General features: G+C 62.4%; 18 protein-coding genes. 11 read left to right on the top strand and 7 right to left on the bottom strand.

The features are described from left to right. Positions 1–17: 17 nt before the first annotated feature. Positions 18–1502, top strand: coding sequence for an MDR family MFS transporter (locus tag BLU35_RS28540; RefSeq protein WP_093235508.1), 1485 nt, complete (start codon positions 18–20; stop codon positions 1500–1502). 161 nt (positions 1503–1663) lie between these two features. Here the strand turns inward: BLU35_RS28540 and BLU35_RS28545 are convergent, their stop codons facing one another. Continuing rightward, the gene (locus tag BLU35_RS28545; protein ID WP_093235510.1) at positions 1664–2650 is read right to left on the bottom strand and encodes a cyclase family protein; all 987 of its coding nucleotides are present in this window, start codon (positions 2648–2650) and stop codon (positions 1664–1666) included. 115 nt (positions 2651–2765) lie between these two features. Here BLU35_RS28545 and BLU35_RS28550 point away from each other — a divergent pair, with 115 nt between their 5' ends. From BLU35_RS28550 to BLU35_RS28580, 7 genes are all read left to right on the top strand, one after another. After that, complete coding sequence (locus BLU35_RS28550; RefSeq protein ID WP_093235511.1) at positions 2766–3662, top strand: LysR family transcriptional regulator; 897 nt, start codon at positions 2766–2768, stop codon at positions 3660–3662. A gap of 182 nt (positions 3663–3844) precedes the next feature. Then, complete coding sequence (locus tag BLU35_RS28555) at positions 3845–4630, top strand: DUF899 domain-containing protein (protein ID WP_093235512.1); 786 nt, start codon at positions 3845–3847, stop codon at positions 4628–4630. Then, positions 4630–4899: a hypothetical protein gene (locus BLU35_RS28560; RefSeq protein ID WP_093235513.1), complete on the top strand. Its 270-nt coding sequence runs from the start codon at positions 4630–4632 to the stop codon at positions 4897–4899. Before BLU35_RS28555 ends, BLU35_RS28560 begins: the two co-directional genes overlap by 1 nt. A 304-nt stretch (positions 4900–5203) precedes the next feature. Beyond that, positions 5204–5557, top strand: a complete 354-nt coding sequence (locus tag BLU35_RS28565; protein ID WP_093235514.1) for a hypothetical protein — start codon at positions 5204–5206, stop codon at positions 5555–5557. Positions 5558–5712: 155 nt separating this feature from the next. After that, complete coding sequence (locus tag BLU35_RS28570; RefSeq protein WP_093235515.1) at positions 5713–6033, top strand: FliM/FliN family flagellar motor switch protein; 321 nt, start codon at positions 5713–5715, stop codon at positions 6031–6033. 268 nt (positions 6034–6301) lie between these two features. Further along, entirely contained in the window at positions 6302–8068 is a 1767-nt protein-coding gene (locus BLU35_RS28575; RefSeq protein ID WP_176907475.1) for a peptidoglycan D,D-transpeptidase FtsI family protein, read from the top strand. A 237-nt stretch (positions 8069–8305) separates the two neighbouring features. After that, positions 8306–9073, top strand: a complete 768-nt coding sequence (locus BLU35_RS28580; protein WP_058328347.1) for a 3-hydroxyacyl-CoA dehydrogenase — start codon at positions 8306–8308, stop codon at positions 9071–9073. Between the two features lie 65 nt (positions 9074–9138). Here BLU35_RS28580 and BLU35_RS28585 read toward each other — a convergent pair whose 3' ends face one another. After that, positions 9139–9750, bottom strand: a complete 612-nt coding sequence (locus BLU35_RS28585) for a helix-turn-helix transcriptional regulator (RefSeq protein WP_093235517.1) — start codon at positions 9748–9750, stop codon at positions 9139–9141. 167 nt (positions 9751–9917) lie between these two features. Between BLU35_RS28585 and BLU35_RS28590 the strand changes: the two genes are divergently transcribed. The 3 genes from BLU35_RS28590 (at position 9918) to BLU35_RS28600 (ending at position 11637) form a co-directional block, all read left to right on the top strand. Beyond that, positions 9918–10526 carry a superoxide dismutase gene (locus BLU35_RS28590; protein ID WP_093235518.1) on the top strand — a complete coding sequence of 203 codons (609 nt, stop codon included), beginning with the start codon at positions 9918–9920 and terminating at the stop codon, positions 10524–10526. 151 nt (positions 10527–10677) lie between these two features. Beyond that, positions 10678–11274: a flavin reductase family protein gene (locus BLU35_RS28595; RefSeq protein WP_093235519.1), complete on the top strand. Its 597-nt coding sequence runs from the start codon at positions 10678–10680 to the stop codon at positions 11272–11274. A 30-nt stretch (positions 11275–11304) separates the two neighbouring features. Continuing rightward, the gene (locus tag BLU35_RS28600) at positions 11305–11637 is read left to right on the top strand and encodes a tetratricopeptide repeat protein (protein ID WP_093235521.1); all 333 of its coding nucleotides are present in this window, start codon (positions 11305–11307) and stop codon (positions 11635–11637) included. 67 nt (positions 11638–11704) lie between these two features. Here BLU35_RS28600 and BLU35_RS28605 read toward each other — a convergent pair whose 3' ends face one another. From BLU35_RS28605 to BLU35_RS28625, 5 genes are all read right to left on the bottom strand, one after another. After that, on the bottom strand, positions 11705–12985 hold the full coding sequence (locus BLU35_RS28605) for a TRAP transporter large permease (RefSeq protein WP_058323221.1): 1281 nt from the start codon (positions 12983–12985) through the stop codon (positions 11705–11707). Then, positions 12986–13507 carry a TRAP transporter small permease gene (locus tag BLU35_RS28610; protein ID WP_065376842.1) on the bottom strand — a complete coding sequence of 174 codons (522 nt, stop codon included), beginning with the start codon at positions 13505–13507 and terminating at the stop codon, positions 12986–12988. An 81-nt stretch (positions 13508–13588) separates the two neighbouring features. After that, positions 13589–14566 (bottom strand): TRAP transporter substrate-binding protein, encoded by a 978-nt coding sequence (locus BLU35_RS28615; RefSeq protein ID WP_093235529.1) that lies wholly within the window; start codon positions 14564–14566, stop codon positions 13589–13591. A 129-nt stretch (positions 14567–14695) separates the two neighbouring features. Further along, the gene (locus BLU35_RS28620) at positions 14696–15568 is read right to left on the bottom strand and encodes an amidohydrolase family protein (RefSeq protein WP_286161659.1); all 873 of its coding nucleotides are present in this window, start codon (positions 15566–15568) and stop codon (positions 14696–14698) included. A gap of 1 nt (position 15569) precedes the next feature. Beyond that, positions 15570–16203, bottom strand: a 634-nt coding sequence (locus BLU35_RS28625; RefSeq protein ID WP_143033013.1) for a mandelate racemase/muconate lactonizing enzyme family protein, incomplete at its 5' end; no start/stop codon positions are given.

Genomic DNA, 16203 nt, shown 5'->3' on the forward strand with positions numbered 1-16203 from the left:
TGCATCGGACCACCTGCATGAATGAGATACGTCACCCGAATGAAACGACCGCGACGGCGCCCTCTCTTTCGGAGCCGGAGAAGAACGTCATCATCGGGGGAGTCCTTCTCGCGATGCTTCTGGCCGCACTCGACCAGACGATCGTGGCACCCGCCATGCCTACGATCGGCAAGGCCCTCGGACACAGCGACTATCTGCCCTGGGTCGTGACGGCCTATCTCCTGACCGCGACGGCCATGGCTCCCCTTTATGGCAAGATCTCCGATATTCACGGACGGCGTCCGACGATCTTCGCCGCCGTCATCATCTTCCTTGCGGGATCGCTGATAAGCGCGCTGGCGCCGAACATGCTGACGCTGATCATCGGCCGCGCGGTCCAGGGCCTGGGTGGCGGCGGTCTCTTCGCCCTCTCGCAAACGGTGATCGGCGACCTCGTCCCACCACGCGAGCGCGCACGCTATGCCGCTTGGATTTCCGGAACATGGGCCGTGGCAAGCATCGCCGGGCCGCTGCTGGGTGGCACCTTCGCCGAGCATCTCCACTGGTCATTGATTTTCTGGATCAACATCCCGCTCGGCCTTGCGGCCCTGGCAATCATCAGCAATCCGTTGAAGAAACTGCCTGTTATAACCAGGGCGCACCGGATCGATGGAGCGGGCGCCACATTGCTCGTCGCCGCGACCGCGCTTCTGCTGCTGGCGCTGAATTGGGGCGGCAGCCGCTATGAATGGCTTTCGCCGGCGATTGCGGGTTTGCTCGGCTGTTCGGCGCTTCTTTGGGGCGCGTTCGCCTTGCGCCTTCGGCGCGTGACCGAGCCTCTGATTTCGCTCGAAGTGCTCAGCAATCCGATCGTGCGCTATGGAACCCTGGCGATGTTTCTGGCGCAGGGCGCCAATGTCGGCCTTTCGGTCTACCTCCCGGTCTACGCGCAATCGTTCCATGGCCTCTCCGCCGGTGGCTCGGGGCTGATCATGCTCGGCCTGTTGCTTGGCACCGTGTTCGGAGCAACGACCAGCGCGCGGACGATACCGCGCCTCGTCCACTACAAGCGAATGGCACTCGTCGGCAGCATCCTCAGCTTTCTCTGCCTGGCGGCGCTCGCCGCTCTCGCCGGGCGAACAACCCTATCGGTGCTGGTGCTATTGACCTCGGGCGCGGGCTTCGGCTCCGGCATGACGTTTCCGGTCGCGACCATTTCCGTGCAAAACGCCGTCGACCAGGCGCATCTCGGCGTGGCGACCGGCGTCCTGACCTTCCTGCGATCGCTCGGCGGCGCCCTTGGTGTCGCGATCCTCGGCGCGATCGCGCTCGGCAATGGCCTACCGCTGGGTGGTGAAGCCATTCAGGCGATCAGTGCCACGACCGCCTCGGCACTGCCATTCGCCTATATTTTCGCCGCTTGCACCGCGGCGATGGTGCTATCGCTCGCGATGTTCCATCTGATGCCGGAAAAGCCGCTGCGCGGCCGCGTCGAAACGGAGATACCCGCCGCCATCGATTGATGGCGGCGCAGAAAGCGCGCGGGCGTTTACCAATCGGTGAGACAGGCCCTGTTTTCAGATCGCGCGATGACAGAGCGAAGGCGCCGCGGAGTTGCCGCGGCGTCTTCGTCGTTTGATCGTTCGGCTGGCTCTTCCTCTCAAGCAAGAGCATTCTGGAAAGGCTAACGCAGCGGGAAGGCGACAGGACGGATCGGTGCGGCATCGGCCCCGCGGAACTTGAGGGATGCGCCGACGAAGGCGAACTCGTAGATCCGGTCCTTCGACAACTCTTCGAGATTGATGAGCTCGATGATCGGCGCGCCCTGTTGGGCCAGCAGATAGGTGTGAACCGGGATGTAGTTGTTTTCGGTTTCTGCCGGAAACGCTTCGAAGCTCAGGTTGTCGGCACCGACGGCCATGGCGCCGCCATCTTCGACCAGGAACTTCGCCGCATCGATGCTCAGCCCGGGCGGGTTGCTCATATAAGCGGACTTGTCTTCGTAGTGCTGCATGCGCCCCGTGCGGATCAGCGCCACGTCGCCTTCCTGGAGCTTGACGCCCTGGCTGTCGAGCGCCTCCTGCAGGTCCTTGCGGGTGATGCGGTAGTTCTCCGGCAGCATCTGCATGCCCTTCGCCGCCGCGACATCGATCAGGACGCCGCGCGCAACGATCGGCGGAAGTTTCTCCGCGCCGGTGACGGTCCAGCCCTGGTCTCCGAGGTGATCGACTGCCGCATAACCGTTCCATATCTTGCCGTTCAGGCCGAAGTGGTTCAGCGCATCGATATGCGTGCCCATATGCGCGTACATCGAAACGGCCGAACCGGTGTAACTGACGTGCTGGTTCATCTCCTTGCCGACCTTCATCGGGTCAGAAACCGTTGTGCCGTGCGGCGTGTGGGTCATCCACATCTGGTATGGCGGGTCGCCGGCCGCCTCCCAGCTTGGCATGCCGATGAAATACTCCACCGCGAGGTCGTAGGACTTGGCACCCTCGATGCGCGACAGGATCGCAGCCCGCGAAGCGGGCGTAATCAGGTTGAGGCGCCCGATCTCGTCCTTCGGCCCCCAGGGGCTCTTGCCGACGTCCTGCGCGAAGGCCGCGCTCCCCAGCAATACGGCCACGAGAGAGACCGCCACTGTGCGGCTGAACGTTGCGGTGTTGAACATGGTGAACTCCTTTTCTGCATTTGCCTGAACATCAGGAAGCTGAGCTCACCGTATTGCTGGCGGCATCGCGAATAATCAGCGATAAGGAGAATAGATATTTTACTCTGGAGAAATTATGGATCTGCTGGCGGCCATGCGGGCGTTTCGGCGCGTCGTCGAGCTTCAAAGCTTCAACAGGGCGGCCGAAGAGCTCAGACAATCGAATGCGTCGATCAGCAAGCAGATCCGGCAGCTCGAGCAACGCCTCGGCACCGTGCTCATTCTGCGCACCACCCGGCGCATGAGCCTCTCAGAGACCGGGCGTGGTTACTTCGCCGAGTGCTGCAGGCTCCTCGACGAACTCGACCAGTTGGAGCGTTCGACATCGGGCGAGGCCGGAGAGATCAATGGCCGGCTGCGGATCAACGCCCCCCTCTCCTTCGGGCTCACGGTCCTTGCGCCGATGCTCGCCCGCTTCATGGCGCTGCATCCGCAGTTGAAGGTCGACATGACGCTCGACGATCATGTGCTCGACGTCGTCTCGGAGGGGTTCGACGTCTCGATCCGCGTGCGCACAGCACTTGCGGATTCATCGCTGATTGCCAAGCGGCTCGGCGAGGTCGAACAAATCATCTGCGCCGCGCCCACCTATCTGTCGGCCAGGGGTACGCCGGCAAGCGTGAGCGAGCTCAAGAACCACGATTGCCTCAGCTACCGGCTCGCCGACCAGCCGGGAAGCTGGATCATGGAAGGTCCCGACGGCACGGCGAGCATCGAACTGCCGGCACGCTTCGTCGTCGACAACAGCCTGATGCTGTGCGAGATGATCCAGGCCGGCATCGGTATCGGCGCCCTGCCATCCTTCATCGCCAACCCGCTCCTGGCCCAAGGCAAGCTCGTGCGGATCCTGCCGCAACACAAACTTGCTGAGCGCGGCATCTATATCGTCTATCCAACCAATCGATTGCTGCTGCCGAAGGTAAGGGCCTTTGCCGATTTCTTCGCCGGCGAGATCCGGCTGGCCGGGCTCTAGGACGGAAAGGTCGCCGGCCCACACGCCCCCATCGCGCCGCCCGAATGAATACCGTCACAGTTGTTACTCCCGCCATTTGATCCACGGTGCCAAACTACTCTCGATGACGGCGCGATGACCTGCATCCCGGCGCTCTCGGCCGTGCGACGCAGGCTTCGTCTAAAACGAGGAGATTGAAAGCCATGACCAAGACAGTCGAGAATGCAACCGACCAGCCCACCATGCAGAAGCCGCAGGTGGTCTCACAACAGGCCTGGGAAGAAGCGCGACAGAACCTGCTCGTCAGGGAAAAGGCACACACGCATGCTCGCGATGCGCTTGCTGCAGAGCGCCGGCGCATGCCGTGGATGGCGGTCACGAAGGAATATGTCTTCGAGGGCCCCGAGGGCAAGGAAAGCTTGCTTGACCTCTTTGCCGGCCGGCATCAGTTGATCGTCTACCGCGCCTTCTACGAGCCGGGCGTCTATGGCTGGCCCGAGCACGCCTGCCGCGGCTGCTCCATGGTCGCCGACCAGGTTGCCCACCTTGCCCATCTCAACGCCCGTGACACCACTCTGGTCTTCGCTTCGCGGGCGCCGCAGGCCGATATTGCCAGGCTGAAGGCGCGCATGGGCTGGACGATGCCGTGGTACACCATCACCGACAGCTTCGACCTCGATTTCGGCGTCGACGAGTGGCACGGCCACAACGTGTTCTTCCGCGACGGCGATCGGCTGTTCCGTACCTACTTCATCAACAACCGCGGTGATGAGCAGATGGGCGGCACCTGGAACTATCTCGACATCACGCCGCTCGGCCGACAGGAGGTCTGGGAAGACTCCCCCGAAGGCTATCCCCAGACGCCGACCTACAAGTGGTGGAACTGGAACGACAGCTATGTCGAAGGCGCCGCTCCCGATCGGCGCTGGGTCGAGGTCTCGGACGCCGGCGAGGCAGCGATGCGAAACCAGGACGCGAGCTCTGTGTGATGAGCGCGAGCCTCTCTACGGGCGCGCGGGAGCTTCACCGGACGGCAGCACGGAGGGCGGCCGATGGGCTCGCCCTCGCAGCGTCGCCGACCTTCGCGCTCATGGCGATTTCGACCGGCGCATGGGGCGCCGACGTCGGGCAGATGTTATGTGCCGGCGAGCAGGGACTGCAAATCGGCGGGATGACCGTGATGTACATCTTGATGAGCGTCTTCCACCTGACCCCATGGCTGCGGCTCCTCCAAACCGGCAAGCGCGAAGCAGCCTAGAGGCGGCGGGTCGATATCCCCTAGTCTAGGCAAGGCACCGTATCGGCCCTACTTGAAGGCGAAGTGGGGCCGATATTGCAGACACTCAAAAGGTGTGGAAACGACCAGGACCATATGTCCCTGATATCGGCGAATGGGCATGCTGTTGATTCTGAGAGGTCGTGACCTCTTTGGATTAGAGCAGAGAACGGCTCCACAAAGCGGATCCGGACGCCCACCGACAGCATATCTGTAGATGGATGCCGGGTAATGCCGCGTGAGAACGGTTCCGATAGCAGTATTTGATCGAATCGGGAAAACGAACTTGAGTGTTGCAACACCTCAGCCGACGCCAAAACGTTTCAAGCTGCGCCTGGTGCCATCGCTGGTCGGCGCCCTGCTCTGCGCCGCCGCCCTTGCGTCGTCGCTATACTATGTCGTTGGTCCCCAAAACGTCCCCACGGAAGTGGCGGCGATCGATCCGTCAGGGACTCCGACAGGTGCAGGCGCTTCCCCGAACCAGCCGAGCTTCGAGATCCTCTACAGCAACGGTGATCAGGGTCTGATGGTGTACGAGGGCTACGTCTATGTCGTGCGACTCGGCGACAAGTTGCCGAACGGCCGTCGTATGATCGGTTTCCAAAAACGAGACGGAAACTGGAATGCGGTGACGCTTTGAGGCCTTCTGCTTTGCGCGCGTTGTGGATGTTAACTGTTTGTTAACGCTCCCTTGCGAGGCAGGAAGAACCCCCATTTAGCCACGGTTGCCACCCAGGGCGAACTGGCGCAACTCTTTGTTAAAGAGTCGTGAATCAGTGCTTTGGATGGTGCAGAATGATTAACAGGAAGCTACAGGATGAGTTGGTCGAGCTCGATGAGAGACCTGAGCTCGAGAGCCGCTCGGTGATGAGCGAACGGGCGGTCCAGGGCATCCCCCTGGCGATCGAGGCGGTCATCGGTCGCGCCAGGCTGACGGTCTCTCAGATTTCGAAACTCCATCCTGATGATACGATCCATCTCGACCGCGATTTCGGCGATCCGGTCGAACTCAAGGTCAACGGCATGGTCATCGGCAGAGGAGAGATCGTCTATGACGAATCCAGCAACGCCGTCGGCATCAAGATCATCGAGATATCGCCGATCGCGCAGCGCTAGTTCAACCTCGCGCCTTCTACGCCGTAGAGACGCGGAGGCCCTCTTCCTCCCGCCGTTGATCCGGTCTCCACGCGGTTCTCCGTCGATTGCCTGTGGATCAACAACCAGAACGCGCAAGAGTTAATAGGTTGTTAGGACATACCGAACAATTTTAGCCGCACAGGCAAAGCCTATCCTCTTTTAATTTCCGTCCGAGAGCCTTCTTCGGTGTGCCGGCTGGCAGACCGATCCCATGGCTTCGGGTGGCTTAGATCTGGATGCGTTCGGAATGACATTGATCTCTCTCGCCGTCCGGCTGAAAAGCCGGGCACATTTTTCCCTGAAACGAAACGTCAGTGGCAAAAGCGGAGCGGTCGTCGGCATCACCTTGGGCCGGAGAACGCAGGCAAGGCAACGGCTTGGCATCATCATCGCCGGCTTTGCCCTGATCTTCCTGGTCATCATGGGGCGACTGGTCCAGTACGGACTGGAAAGACCTGTCGAGACGGCGTGGATCAACGACACCAGCCACGCTGTGGCCTCCCGCCCTGACATCGTCGATCGGCATGGGGAACTGCTGGCGACCGACGTCAACATGGTGTCGCTCTATGCCGAGCCACGAAAGATCGTCGATGCGGACGAAGTCGTCGAGAAGCTCGCGACCGTCATTCCCAATCTCGATTGGCGCGATACGCACCGGAAGCTTCGATCCGGCACCGCCTTCCAGTGGTTGCGGCGACAGCTCACGCCGCGCCAACAGGCGGACATATTGGCACTCGGCATTCCCGGCATCGGCTTCCGGCCGGAAAAGCGGCGCTTTTATCCGGGCGGATCGACGGCCTCGCATATCCTCGGGCATGTCAACGTCGACAATCAGGGCCTGCAGGGCATGGAGCGCTACATCGATCAGCAAGGACTTGCCGATCTCCGGGCGGCGGGATTGACCGGCAACACCCCGCTCGAGCCGGTCAAGCTCTCGATCGACCTTCGCGTTCAGAGCATCGTTCGAGAAGCGGTTGCACGCGCCATGATCGACTACCAGGCGGAAGCCGCCGGTGCCGTGGTCTTGGATGTGGAGACGGGAGAAGTCATCGCGATGGCTTCGGTGCCCGACTACGATCCGAACCAGCCTTCACGCACGCTGCCGGATGGCAATATCGACAAGGAATACGAAAAGGGCTGGTTCAACCGGATGAGCAATGCGACGTTCGAGATGGGCTCGACATTCAAAAGCTTCACCCTGGCGATGGGACTGGACGCCGGCAAGATCAGCCTCAACTCCGTGGTCGATGCATCGCGCCCCATCCGCATGGGCGGCTTCACCATCAAGGATTTTCGCGGCAAGTATCGCCCCCTCACCATTCCCGAGGTCTTTCAGTATTCATCCAATATCGGAACCGCCGCGGTCGCCGATATGGTTGGCATCGAGGGACATCAGGCCTTTCTCACCAGGCTTGGGCTCCTTTCCAGGATGGAGACCGAGCTGCCGGGCGTGGCAACGCCCACGCAGCCCCGGAGCTGGAAGAAGATCAATTCGGTGACCATATCCTTCGGACACGGCGTTGCGACCACGCCGCTGCAAACCGCGGTCGCCGCGGCCGCTCTGCTGAACGGCGGCACCCTGATCTCTCCGACGTTCCTTCCGCGATCCTCCGAGACGGCGAAGGCACAGGCTCAGCAAGTCCTGCAGCCGACGACGAGCGCCGACATGCGCTACCTTTACAACCGCAACGGCCAGCTGGGCTCCGGCCGCCACGCCCAGGTGCCCGGCTTCCATGTTGGAGGAAAGACGGGCACTGCGGACAAGGTCATCAACGGCCGATACGCCACAAACCTCAACTTCAACGCGTTTCTCGCCGGCTTTCCCATGAACAACCCGCGCTACATCGTCCTTTCGATCGTCGATGCACCGCTGACGGGCGAGAGAGGTGGCCGCCAGGCAGCGCACACGGCGGCGCCCGTCGTCAGAGAGATTATCAGTCGCGCCGGTTCCTTCCTCGGCGTCCAGCCCCGCTTTGGACCCGAGCGCGAACCGCATCTGGTGGCGAACTTCTAGAGCGGTTTGCGGAAAGGAGGCGGTGACGCGGATCGGGAATGGACGCATCGCCGCACCCACCACCCTTGGCTTCATGCCTCGGCAAGGCTATGTCCATGTCCTACAGCGCCGCGCGTCTCGTTAGACGCGCTAAGGTCGCTGTAGCACTTTGACGTGCTGCATGTTTTTGCCCTTTGATCGGGCACGATTAAAGGAAACATGCACGAACGACACGATCCGGTACGGGAGGAGCCTCAGATGCTGATCGATGGAAAAGTCTTTATCGTGACCGGTGGCGGTTCGGGCCTCGGCGCAGCCGTCGCGCGGCGGCTGCATGGCGAGGGTGCCCGTGTGGTTCTTGCCGACGTCAACGCCGAGGCCGGCCAGAAAATGGCCGAGGAACTTGGCAGCAACGCCCTCTTCCAGAAGACGGATGTCACCAACGAAGCGGATGGCGCCGCCGCCGTTGCAGCAGCTCTGGATCGTTTCGGCCATCTCCACGGGTTGGTGAACTGTGCCGGCATCGCGCCGGGTGAAAAGGTGCTCGGCCGCGACGGCCCGCATCGCCTCGAAAGCTTTTCGCGCGCGGTCGGCATCAACCTCATCGGCACCTTCAACATGCTGAGGCTTGCTTCCGAGGCAATCCAGCGGGAGGAGCCGGGCGAGGACGGCGAACGGGGCGTGATCGTCAACACCGCATCGGTTGCCGCGTTCGACGGCCAGATCGGCCAAGCCGCCTATGCCGCATCCAAGGGCGGCGTCGTTTCGATGACGTTGCCGATCGCTCGCGAGCTTGCGCGCTATGGCATCCGTGTGGTCGCCATTGCGCCGGGCATCTTCGAAACGCCGATGATGGCCGGTATGCCGCAGGAGGTGCAGGATTCGCTCGGCAAGAGCGTGCCCTTCCCGCAGCGCCTCGGCAAACCCGAGGAGTTCGCGGCTCTCGTGCAGCACATCTGCGAGAACCGCATGCTGAATGGCGAAGTCATCCGCCTCGACGGCGCGCTGCGCATGGGCGCGCGCTGACAGGATCAGGACCGGCGCCTCGCCCGTACTCAATCGGGCGCGGCGCCACGCCTTACCAAGGCAGATCAGGCGGCTTGATCGACGATCCTGACGACATAGGCGCAGCGGCGGGCGCCGGCGAGGATGTGCTCGGCGCGCTCGACCTCGACCCCGGGGCCAAGCACTGCGCGGAACACGCTCAACTCCGCCCGACAGAAGCCCTGGCAGCTCGTCGCAGCGGCGCAGATCGGACAATGGTTCTCGACAAACAGAAGCGTTCCGTCGCCGGGATCCTCGTAGGCCGCCATGTAGCCCTCCTGCGACCGCAACCGCACCAGTTCGTCCACCCGCTCGCGCAGGCTCTTCTTGTCACTCATCGCCGCGCTGTAGTTCTCCCGCGTCTCATTCTCCCGTGCCGCGATCAGCCGATCGATCGCCGCCTCGCCGAGCGTCTGCCGGATCGTCCTCAACAGGTGGACGGTCAGCTCCGCATGCGTGTCGGGAAACTCAGCATGTCCAAGTGCGGTCAGCCCCCAGAATTGCGACGGACGACCGACGCCTTTCGCCTCCGACCAGGATAGGACGAAACCCTCTTCAGCTAGGCGGACAAGCTGCTGGCGCACGGCCTCACCGGTAATGGTCAGGCGCTTGCCGAGTGCCGCCGCCGTCTGCGGGCCATGCAGCTTGAGCGCCAGCATGATGCGCTCTCCGGGCGTGCGGCCGCTGCTTTGCTCCGGATTTAACAAGTGATCGCTTGACATATTCCCGCGCGCAGATTTACAAAGAATTGTCTTGCTAAATACACCCTCATCCATTCGCAGACAAGTGATCCGTCGAGAGTGTCCCGCCCGCAAAGGAATTGACCATGGCCTTCGAACTTCCCGCCCTTCCCTATGCACCCGCAGCACTCGCTGAAAACGGCATGAGCGCCGAGACGATCGAATTCCACCACGGCAAGCACCACCAGGCCTATGTCACGGCGCTGAACGGCTTCGTCGAGAAGGACGCATCGCTTGCCGGCCTGTCGCTCGAGGAGATCATTCGTCTCAGCCACGGCAAGGCGGAACTGGTGCCGGTCTTCAACAATGCCGGCCAACACTGGAACCATATCCTCTTCTGGAAAAACCTTTCGCCCAAGGGTGGCCAGATCCCAGGCGCGCTCGAAAAGAAGATCACCGAAGACTTCGGCAGCGTTCAAGGCTTCAAGGATGTCTTCAAGGCCGCCGCCACCGGCCAGTTCGGCTCCGGCTGGGCCTGGCTCGTACTCGGCCCTGACGGCAAGCTCAAGGTGACGAAGACCGCCAACGGCTCCAATCCGGTCGCCACCAACGAAGGCACGGCCCTGCTTGGCCTCGATGTCTGGGAACATGCCTATTACATCGACTACCGCAACCGCCGACCGGACTACACCTCGAACTTCCTCGACAAGCTCGCCAACTACGAGTTTGCCGAAGCGGAATTGAAGTCCGCCTGACCAGCCGATGAGCACCGCGAGCCGGAACCGGCGCGCGGATCGGGTGGTCAGAGAATCTGCGCCGGCCCTCTCGCCCCCGCCTGCGCCTGGGCGTTCGCAAACCCCGTGGCGTCTCCCGCCGCCACGGGCTACCTCAGTTGGAACAAGACCCATGCGCCAGACATATTCGCTCTCCGTCGATATCGACGCCCACGCCGACCTGGCCGTGTCGAAACCGGAGTTCGCCGACACCCTGTCGCATCTCGCCGCTACCGTCTGCGTGGCAAGCTCCGGTAGGGGCGCCGATAGTCTCGGCCGGACCGTGACCGCCACTTTCTCGCTCTCCGCCAACCCGCCATCAATCGTCATTTCGATCAAGGCGGACAGTCCGCTCGCCACATTGATCGCCGCTGAAGAGGGTTTCTCGCTGGCCATGCTGGCTGAGGGGCAGGAACTGATCGCGGACGCCTTCGCCGGCAAGATCGAAGCGTCCAAGCGTTACCTCGTCGGCATCTGGGCCGACTGGCCGAGCGGACGGCCAAGGCTTCTCGGGGCCGCCGCTGCGCTCGACTGCGTGCTCAGCGCTTCGATGCAGGTCGGGGACCACACGCTGTTCGTCGGAACAATTGTCGCAACCGAGACTTCCACCCATGCCGACCCCTTGATCTGGAGCCGCCGGCGATATCAGTCTCTCGACAGGACAAGATCGTTGCCGGCGCCGCCGGGCAACGGACATGCGACCCCCGCCCCAACCAGGCCTGCGGCCTGAATCGGCGATCGCGTAGGAGGAACGCCAGCAATGCGGCAAGTGCTCGAAAAGCTCTTACAAGACGGCAAGGATGACGCCCTGCTGCGCTTCACGCTCGGCAGCATCTGCCTTCAGGAGGCGGATTTCGAAACCGCCCTTGCCCATGTCGAGCGGGCGATCGCCTTCGACCCGGATTACTCGGCAGCTTGGAAACTGCGGGGTGCCATCTTGCACAAGCTCGCCCGGTTCGAAGAGGCGATCCAGGTTTGGCGCGAAGGTCGCGTCGTCGCCGAACGGAAGGGCGATCTGCAGGCGGCAAAGGAGATCAGCGTTTTCCTGAAACGCTTGGAGCGGCAATGCATCGCTGCCAACAGGAACGAATAGCCGACCCATCGCGGGGGTAGACCGGGCCGGCAGTGATGCCGAGCCCGAAAGCATCGAGACCGTCAACTCACTTGAAGACCGACGGCAGCCAGAGCGACAGGGCCGGGATGTAGGTGACCGCCATCAGCACCGCGATGCTGGCGCCGAAGAACGGCCAGATAGTGCGCATCGCCTCGCGAATGGAAATCCCGCCAACGGCACAGCCGACGAACAGCACCGTGCCGACCGGTGGCGTGTTGAGCCCGATGCCGGCGTTGAGGATCATCACCACGCCGAAATGCACCGGATCGATGCCGAAGGCCTTCACCACCGGCAGGAGCACCGGCGTGCAGATGATCACCATCGGCGCCATGTCCATGAAGGTGCCAAGGAACAGCAGGATGATGTTGATGACAAGCAGCACGATGATCGGGTTTTCCGAGATCGCGCTGATCGCGCTGATCATCAGCGCCTGCACCTGCAGGAACGCCATTAGCCAGCCGAAGGACGCCGCCATGCCGATGACCAGAAGCACCATGGCGGTGGTGCGCACCGCCCCCATCACCGCCTCGACGAAACCCGTCCAATCCAGCTCGCGGTAAACCAGCATGGCGACGAGGAAAGCATAGAGCACGGCGATGCAAGAGCTCTCGGTGGCGGTGAAGACACCGGAGCGTACGCCGCCGAAAATGATTCCGATCAGCACGATACCGGGGAACGAGGCGAGCAGGTAATAGAAGACCTTGGAAAATCCCGGAAACGGCTCGGCCGGATAACCTCTGCGCCTTGCAACGATATAGGCCGTCACCATCAGCGAAAGCGCAAGCAGCAGGCCGGGAATGATGCCGGCGGTAAAGAGATCGGCGACGGAGACGTTGCCGCCGGCGGCGATCGAATAAAGGATCATGTTGTGCGACGGCGGCACCATCAGCGCGATGATCGCCGCATTGACCGTGACGTTGACGGCATAGTCGCGGTCATAGCCGCGCTTTGCCATTTGCGGGATCATCAGGCCACCGACTGCCGAGGCATCCGCCACTGCCGAGCCGGAGATGCCGCCGAAGAGTGTCGAAGCGACGATGTTGACCTGGCCGAGACCACCGCGAAGGTGCCCGACGAGGCCGGCGGCAAACTGGATCAGCCGGTTGGCTATGCCACCGCGCACCATGAGGTCGCCGGCAAAGATGAAGAACGGGATCGCCATCATGGCGAAGATGTTCATGCCGGAATTCAACTGCTGGAACACCACCACCGGCGGCAGGCCGAGATAGAGAACGGTGGCGAACGAGGCGATGCCGAGGCAAAACGCGATCGGCGTGCCGATGAACATCAAGAGGGTGAAGACCCCGAAGAGGATAGTGTAAGCCATTCAGGCCATCTCCTGCACGACGACATCTGCGGCGACATCGACACCCAGAACCAGATCGATCAAACGCTCGGCGGCAAACAGGGCAATCATCACACCGCCGACAATGAGCGGAAAAAAGTCGACCCCTCCCGGCCAGCCGAGAACGGGAATGGTGGCCGTCCAAGTGCCGACGCAAAGAAGCAGGCCGTAATAGGCCATGGAAGCGCCGAAGATGACGATCAGGCCAAGGCTCGTCAGGTCCATGGCCATTTGCACTGAAGGCTTCATCACATGACGGATGACATCGAGCCCGAGATGCACACTTTCGCGCACGCCGACGGCGGCACCGAGCATGATGAACCAGGCCATGAGATGAAGGGCCAAGGGTTCAGACCAGCTTGGCGAGTCGTTCAAGACGTAGCGGGCAAAGACCTGCCAGCCGACGATCAACGTCATAGCGACCATGCCGGTGCCGGCGATATAGAGCGACGCGCGGCTTAGCGCTCCGAGAACCGGGCGCATCGCCCGCATGAAACGACGCATGTCTCTTCCTCCTCCGCAAAAGCGATCAATGGACAGTTGCGAAAGCCGGCTCCATTCTCGGAGCCGGCCCTTCGTCTGCTGTCACTTGACCGCCTTCACCCGCTCGAGAAGGTCCTTGAGCTTCGGGTCGCTGACGAACTGGTCGTAGACCGGCCCCATGGCGGCGGCGAACTCTTCCTTGTTGACCTTGATGACGTTTGCACCGGCGGCGCGGACCTTCTCTTCCGAGACTTTTTCGCGCGCGCTCCACAATTCGCGCATCTTGCCGACGGAATCCTTTGCCGCCTGGCGGATCAGGCCCTGGTCATCGGCGGAGAGCTTGTCCCAGCTCATCTTGGAAATCACCAGGATTTCCGGATTGAGAGAATGTTCGGTGAGCGAGTAGTTCTTGGCCACCTCGAAATGACGGGCGGACTCGTAGGACGGCCAATTGTTCTCGGCACCGTCGACGACACCGGTTTCAAGCGACGAATAGACCTCGCCCATCGGCATCGGCGTCGGGTTGGCGCCGAAGGCCTGCATCATCGCGATCCAGAGGTCGGACTGCTGCACGCGGATCTTCAGCCCCTTGAGATCGGCCAATTTCTCGATCGGTTTTTTGGTCGTGTAGAAGGAACGGGCGCCGGAATCGTAGAAGGCGAGACCGATCAGACCGTGCGGCTCGAAAGCGGCGAGAACCTCCTCGCCGATCAGGCCGTCGACCGTCTTGTGCATGTGCTCGGTCGAGCGGAACAGGAATGGCATGCCAAGGACCATCGTCTCCTTGACGAGGTTGTTGAAGGGCGCCGCATTGACCCGGTTCATGTCGATGACGCCGAAGCGGGTCTGCTCGATCGTGTCCTTCTCGCCACCGAGCACGCCGTTGTTCATGACCTCGATCTTGATCCGGCCGTTGCTGCGCTCGGACAGCAGCTGTCCCATGTACTTCACGGCCTCAACCGTCGGATAGCCGTCCGGGTGGATGTCCGCCGAGCGCAGCGTGATTTCCTGCGCCTGCGCCGCTGTGCCGGCAAACGCCAGCCCCATTGCGACGCAAAGCATGCCTGCAATTTTCTTCATCATTTCCTCCTCCACTAATTGTGCTTCGGCCTCTCCCAAGGTCGAGTTGCTGCCCGTCCGGGCCGGCATGCGAAATCTCATGTCCTTGGACCCGACAGGGAGCCTCCCGGCTCCCGCCGCGGGTCGAAGTCACGCCGCCGCGAAAGGCGGCAGCTTGAACAGGTGTTCCGGGTTCTCAACGAGGGCCAGATGCTTTGCCCGGTCGTTGGCAAGCCAGCCGAGCACCAGTTCGGCAAGCCGCGCGTCATCGGGATAGTCTTCCGTTTTCCGGATCATGTTGTGCGGCCAGTTCGAGCCCCAGATGATGCGTTCCGGGGCATGGTCCGCGATCCTGCGCGAGAAGGCGGCCACATCCGCGTAGGGCCATCCCGCTCTCGAACTCTCGTAGACGCCCGCGAACTTGAACCAGACATTGCCCCGATCGATCAGCTTCAGAAGTGCTGCAATCTCCGGCCCATCCGGGTCGACGCCGGCGAAGAACTTGCCGTGGTGATCGAGCACCCAGCGCGAACGGATGCGCTCCAGCCGCGGCAGGTGGTCGAGAATCCTATTGCCATCGAACTGCACGGCGATCATCCAATCCGCCGCATGTGCACGCGCGTCGACCGCTTCCAGTGCATCGAGCCCCACCGCGCCACCGGGCAGATCCATGATGCGTGCGCCGACGGCGCCGGATGCGCTCAGCGCGCGCATGTCCGCATCGGACGTGGTTTCGTCCATGACGACGACGGCCCGCGCGGCGGCGCCCATTGCGGCGACAGAGGCAAGCGTGTTGGCGTTGTCCCGCTGGTGGGCATTGCCCTGGGTGATGATCACCCTGTCGATACCGAGCCAATCCATGAGCCCGCGATAGGCCGTGACGTCCGGCAACGGTTCAGGCGGTAGAGGCGGACCGCCGGGAAGCGACGGAAACCCCGGCAGATACATGTGCATTTGGGCATCGACTGTACCCTTCGGCAGACGGGGTTCAGGAGGACGGCCGGAGAGGGTGCGCTCGATCATCTCAAGCCTCGGGCATCTTGAACAGGGCGAGCACACCGCGATCGATCTCTATGCCGAGACCGGGCGCGTCCGGGATGGCAACGACACCATTCACGGCCTCGATCGGCGTCTTCAGCACCGCCTGGCGGAAGGGATTCTCCGTCCGGTCGAACTCCATGATCGGCTCGATCGGGTTCACCCGCACCGGGTCCGGCGTCATCGCCGCCATGAACTGTAGCGCAGCGGCAAGATGCACGCCGGTACCCCAGACATGCGGCACGATGCGAACGCCATGCAACGTCGCAAGACTTGCAATCTTCGCCATCTCGGAGAACCCACCGCAGCCGCAGAGATCCGGCTGCAGGATGTCGACGGCGCGGCTCTCGATCGCGGGCCACATTCCGTAACGGGCGTGCCACGTCTCGCCGCCTGCAACCGGGATGGGCTGCCCGGCCCTGACCTCGCGATAGGCCGAAAGCTGTTCCGGCACCACTGGCTCCTCGAACCAGTCGATATCGTAGTCCGCCGCCGCCTTGCCAAGGCGGATCGCCTCGGTGACGGTGTAGCCATGGTTGGCATCGATCATCAGCCGCATCTCGTCGCCGATCGCCTCGCGCACCGCGCGGATGACGCGCAGGTCTTCGTCGATGCTAAAG

Source organism: Sinorhizobium sp. NFACC03, assembly GCF_900103435.1.
GTDB lineage: Bacteria > Pseudomonadota > Alphaproteobacteria > Rhizobiales > Rhizobiaceae > Ensifer.

What these genes read in the sequence shown, in the direction of transcription:
- BLU35_RS28590 (WP_093235518.1), top strand. Translation starts at nt 9,918, where the DNA reads ATGGCCTTCGAACTTCCCGCCCTTCCCTATGCACCCGCAGCACTCGCT.
- BLU35_RS28575 (WP_176907475.1), top strand. Translation starts at nt 6,302, where the DNA reads ATGACATTGATCTCTCTCGCCGTCCGGCTGAAAAGCCGGGCACATTTT.
- BLU35_RS28605 (WP_058323221.1), bottom strand. Translation starts at nt 12,985, where the DNA reads ATGGCTTACACTATCCTCTTCGGGGTCTTCACCCTCTTGATGTTCATC.
- BLU35_RS28550 (WP_093235511.1), top strand. Translation starts at nt 2,766, where the DNA reads ATGGATCTGCTGGCGGCCATGCGGGCGTTTCGGCGCGTCGTCGAGCTT.
- BLU35_RS28595 (WP_093235519.1), top strand. Translation starts at nt 10,678, where the DNA reads ATGCGCCAGACATATTCGCTCTCCGTCGATATCGACGCCCACGCCGAC.
- BLU35_RS28600 (WP_093235521.1), top strand. Translation starts at nt 11,305, where the DNA reads ATGCGGCAAGTGCTCGAAAAGCTCTTACAAGACGGCAAGGATGACGCC.
- BLU35_RS28580 (WP_058328347.1), top strand. Translation starts at nt 8,306, where the DNA reads ATGCTGATCGATGGAAAAGTCTTTATCGTGACCGGTGGCGGTTCGGGC.
- BLU35_RS28545 (WP_093235510.1), bottom strand. Translation starts at nt 2,650, where the DNA reads ATGTTCAACACCGCAACGTTCAGCCGCACAGTGGCGGTCTCTCTCGTG.
- BLU35_RS28615 (WP_093235529.1), bottom strand. Translation starts at nt 14,566, where the DNA reads ATGAAGAAAATTGCAGGCATGCTTTGCGTCGCAATGGGGCTGGCGTTT.
- BLU35_RS28585 (WP_093235517.1), bottom strand. Translation starts at nt 9,750, where the DNA reads ATGCTGGCGCTCAAGCTGCATGGCCCGCAGACGGCGGCGGCACTCGGC.
- BLU35_RS28560 (WP_093235513.1), top strand. Translation starts at nt 4,630, where the DNA reads ATGAGCGCGAGCCTCTCTACGGGCGCGCGGGAGCTTCACCGGACGGCA.
- BLU35_RS28540 (WP_093235508.1), top strand. Translation starts at nt 18, where the DNA reads ATGAATGAGATACGTCACCCGAATGAAACGACCGCGACGGCGCCCTCT.
- BLU35_RS28570 (WP_093235515.1), top strand. Translation starts at nt 5,713, where the DNA reads ATGATTAACAGGAAGCTACAGGATGAGTTGGTCGAGCTCGATGAGAGA.
- BLU35_RS28610 (WP_065376842.1), bottom strand. Translation starts at nt 13,507, where the DNA reads ATGCGTCGTTTCATGCGGGCGATGCGCCCGGTTCTCGGAGCGCTAAGC.
- BLU35_RS28555 (WP_093235512.1), top strand. Translation starts at nt 3,845, where the DNA reads ATGACCAAGACAGTCGAGAATGCAACCGACCAGCCCACCATGCAGAAG.
- BLU35_RS28620 (WP_286161659.1), bottom strand. Translation starts at nt 15,568, where the DNA reads ATGATCGAGCGCACCCTCTCCGGCCGTCCTCCTGAACCCCGTCTGCCG.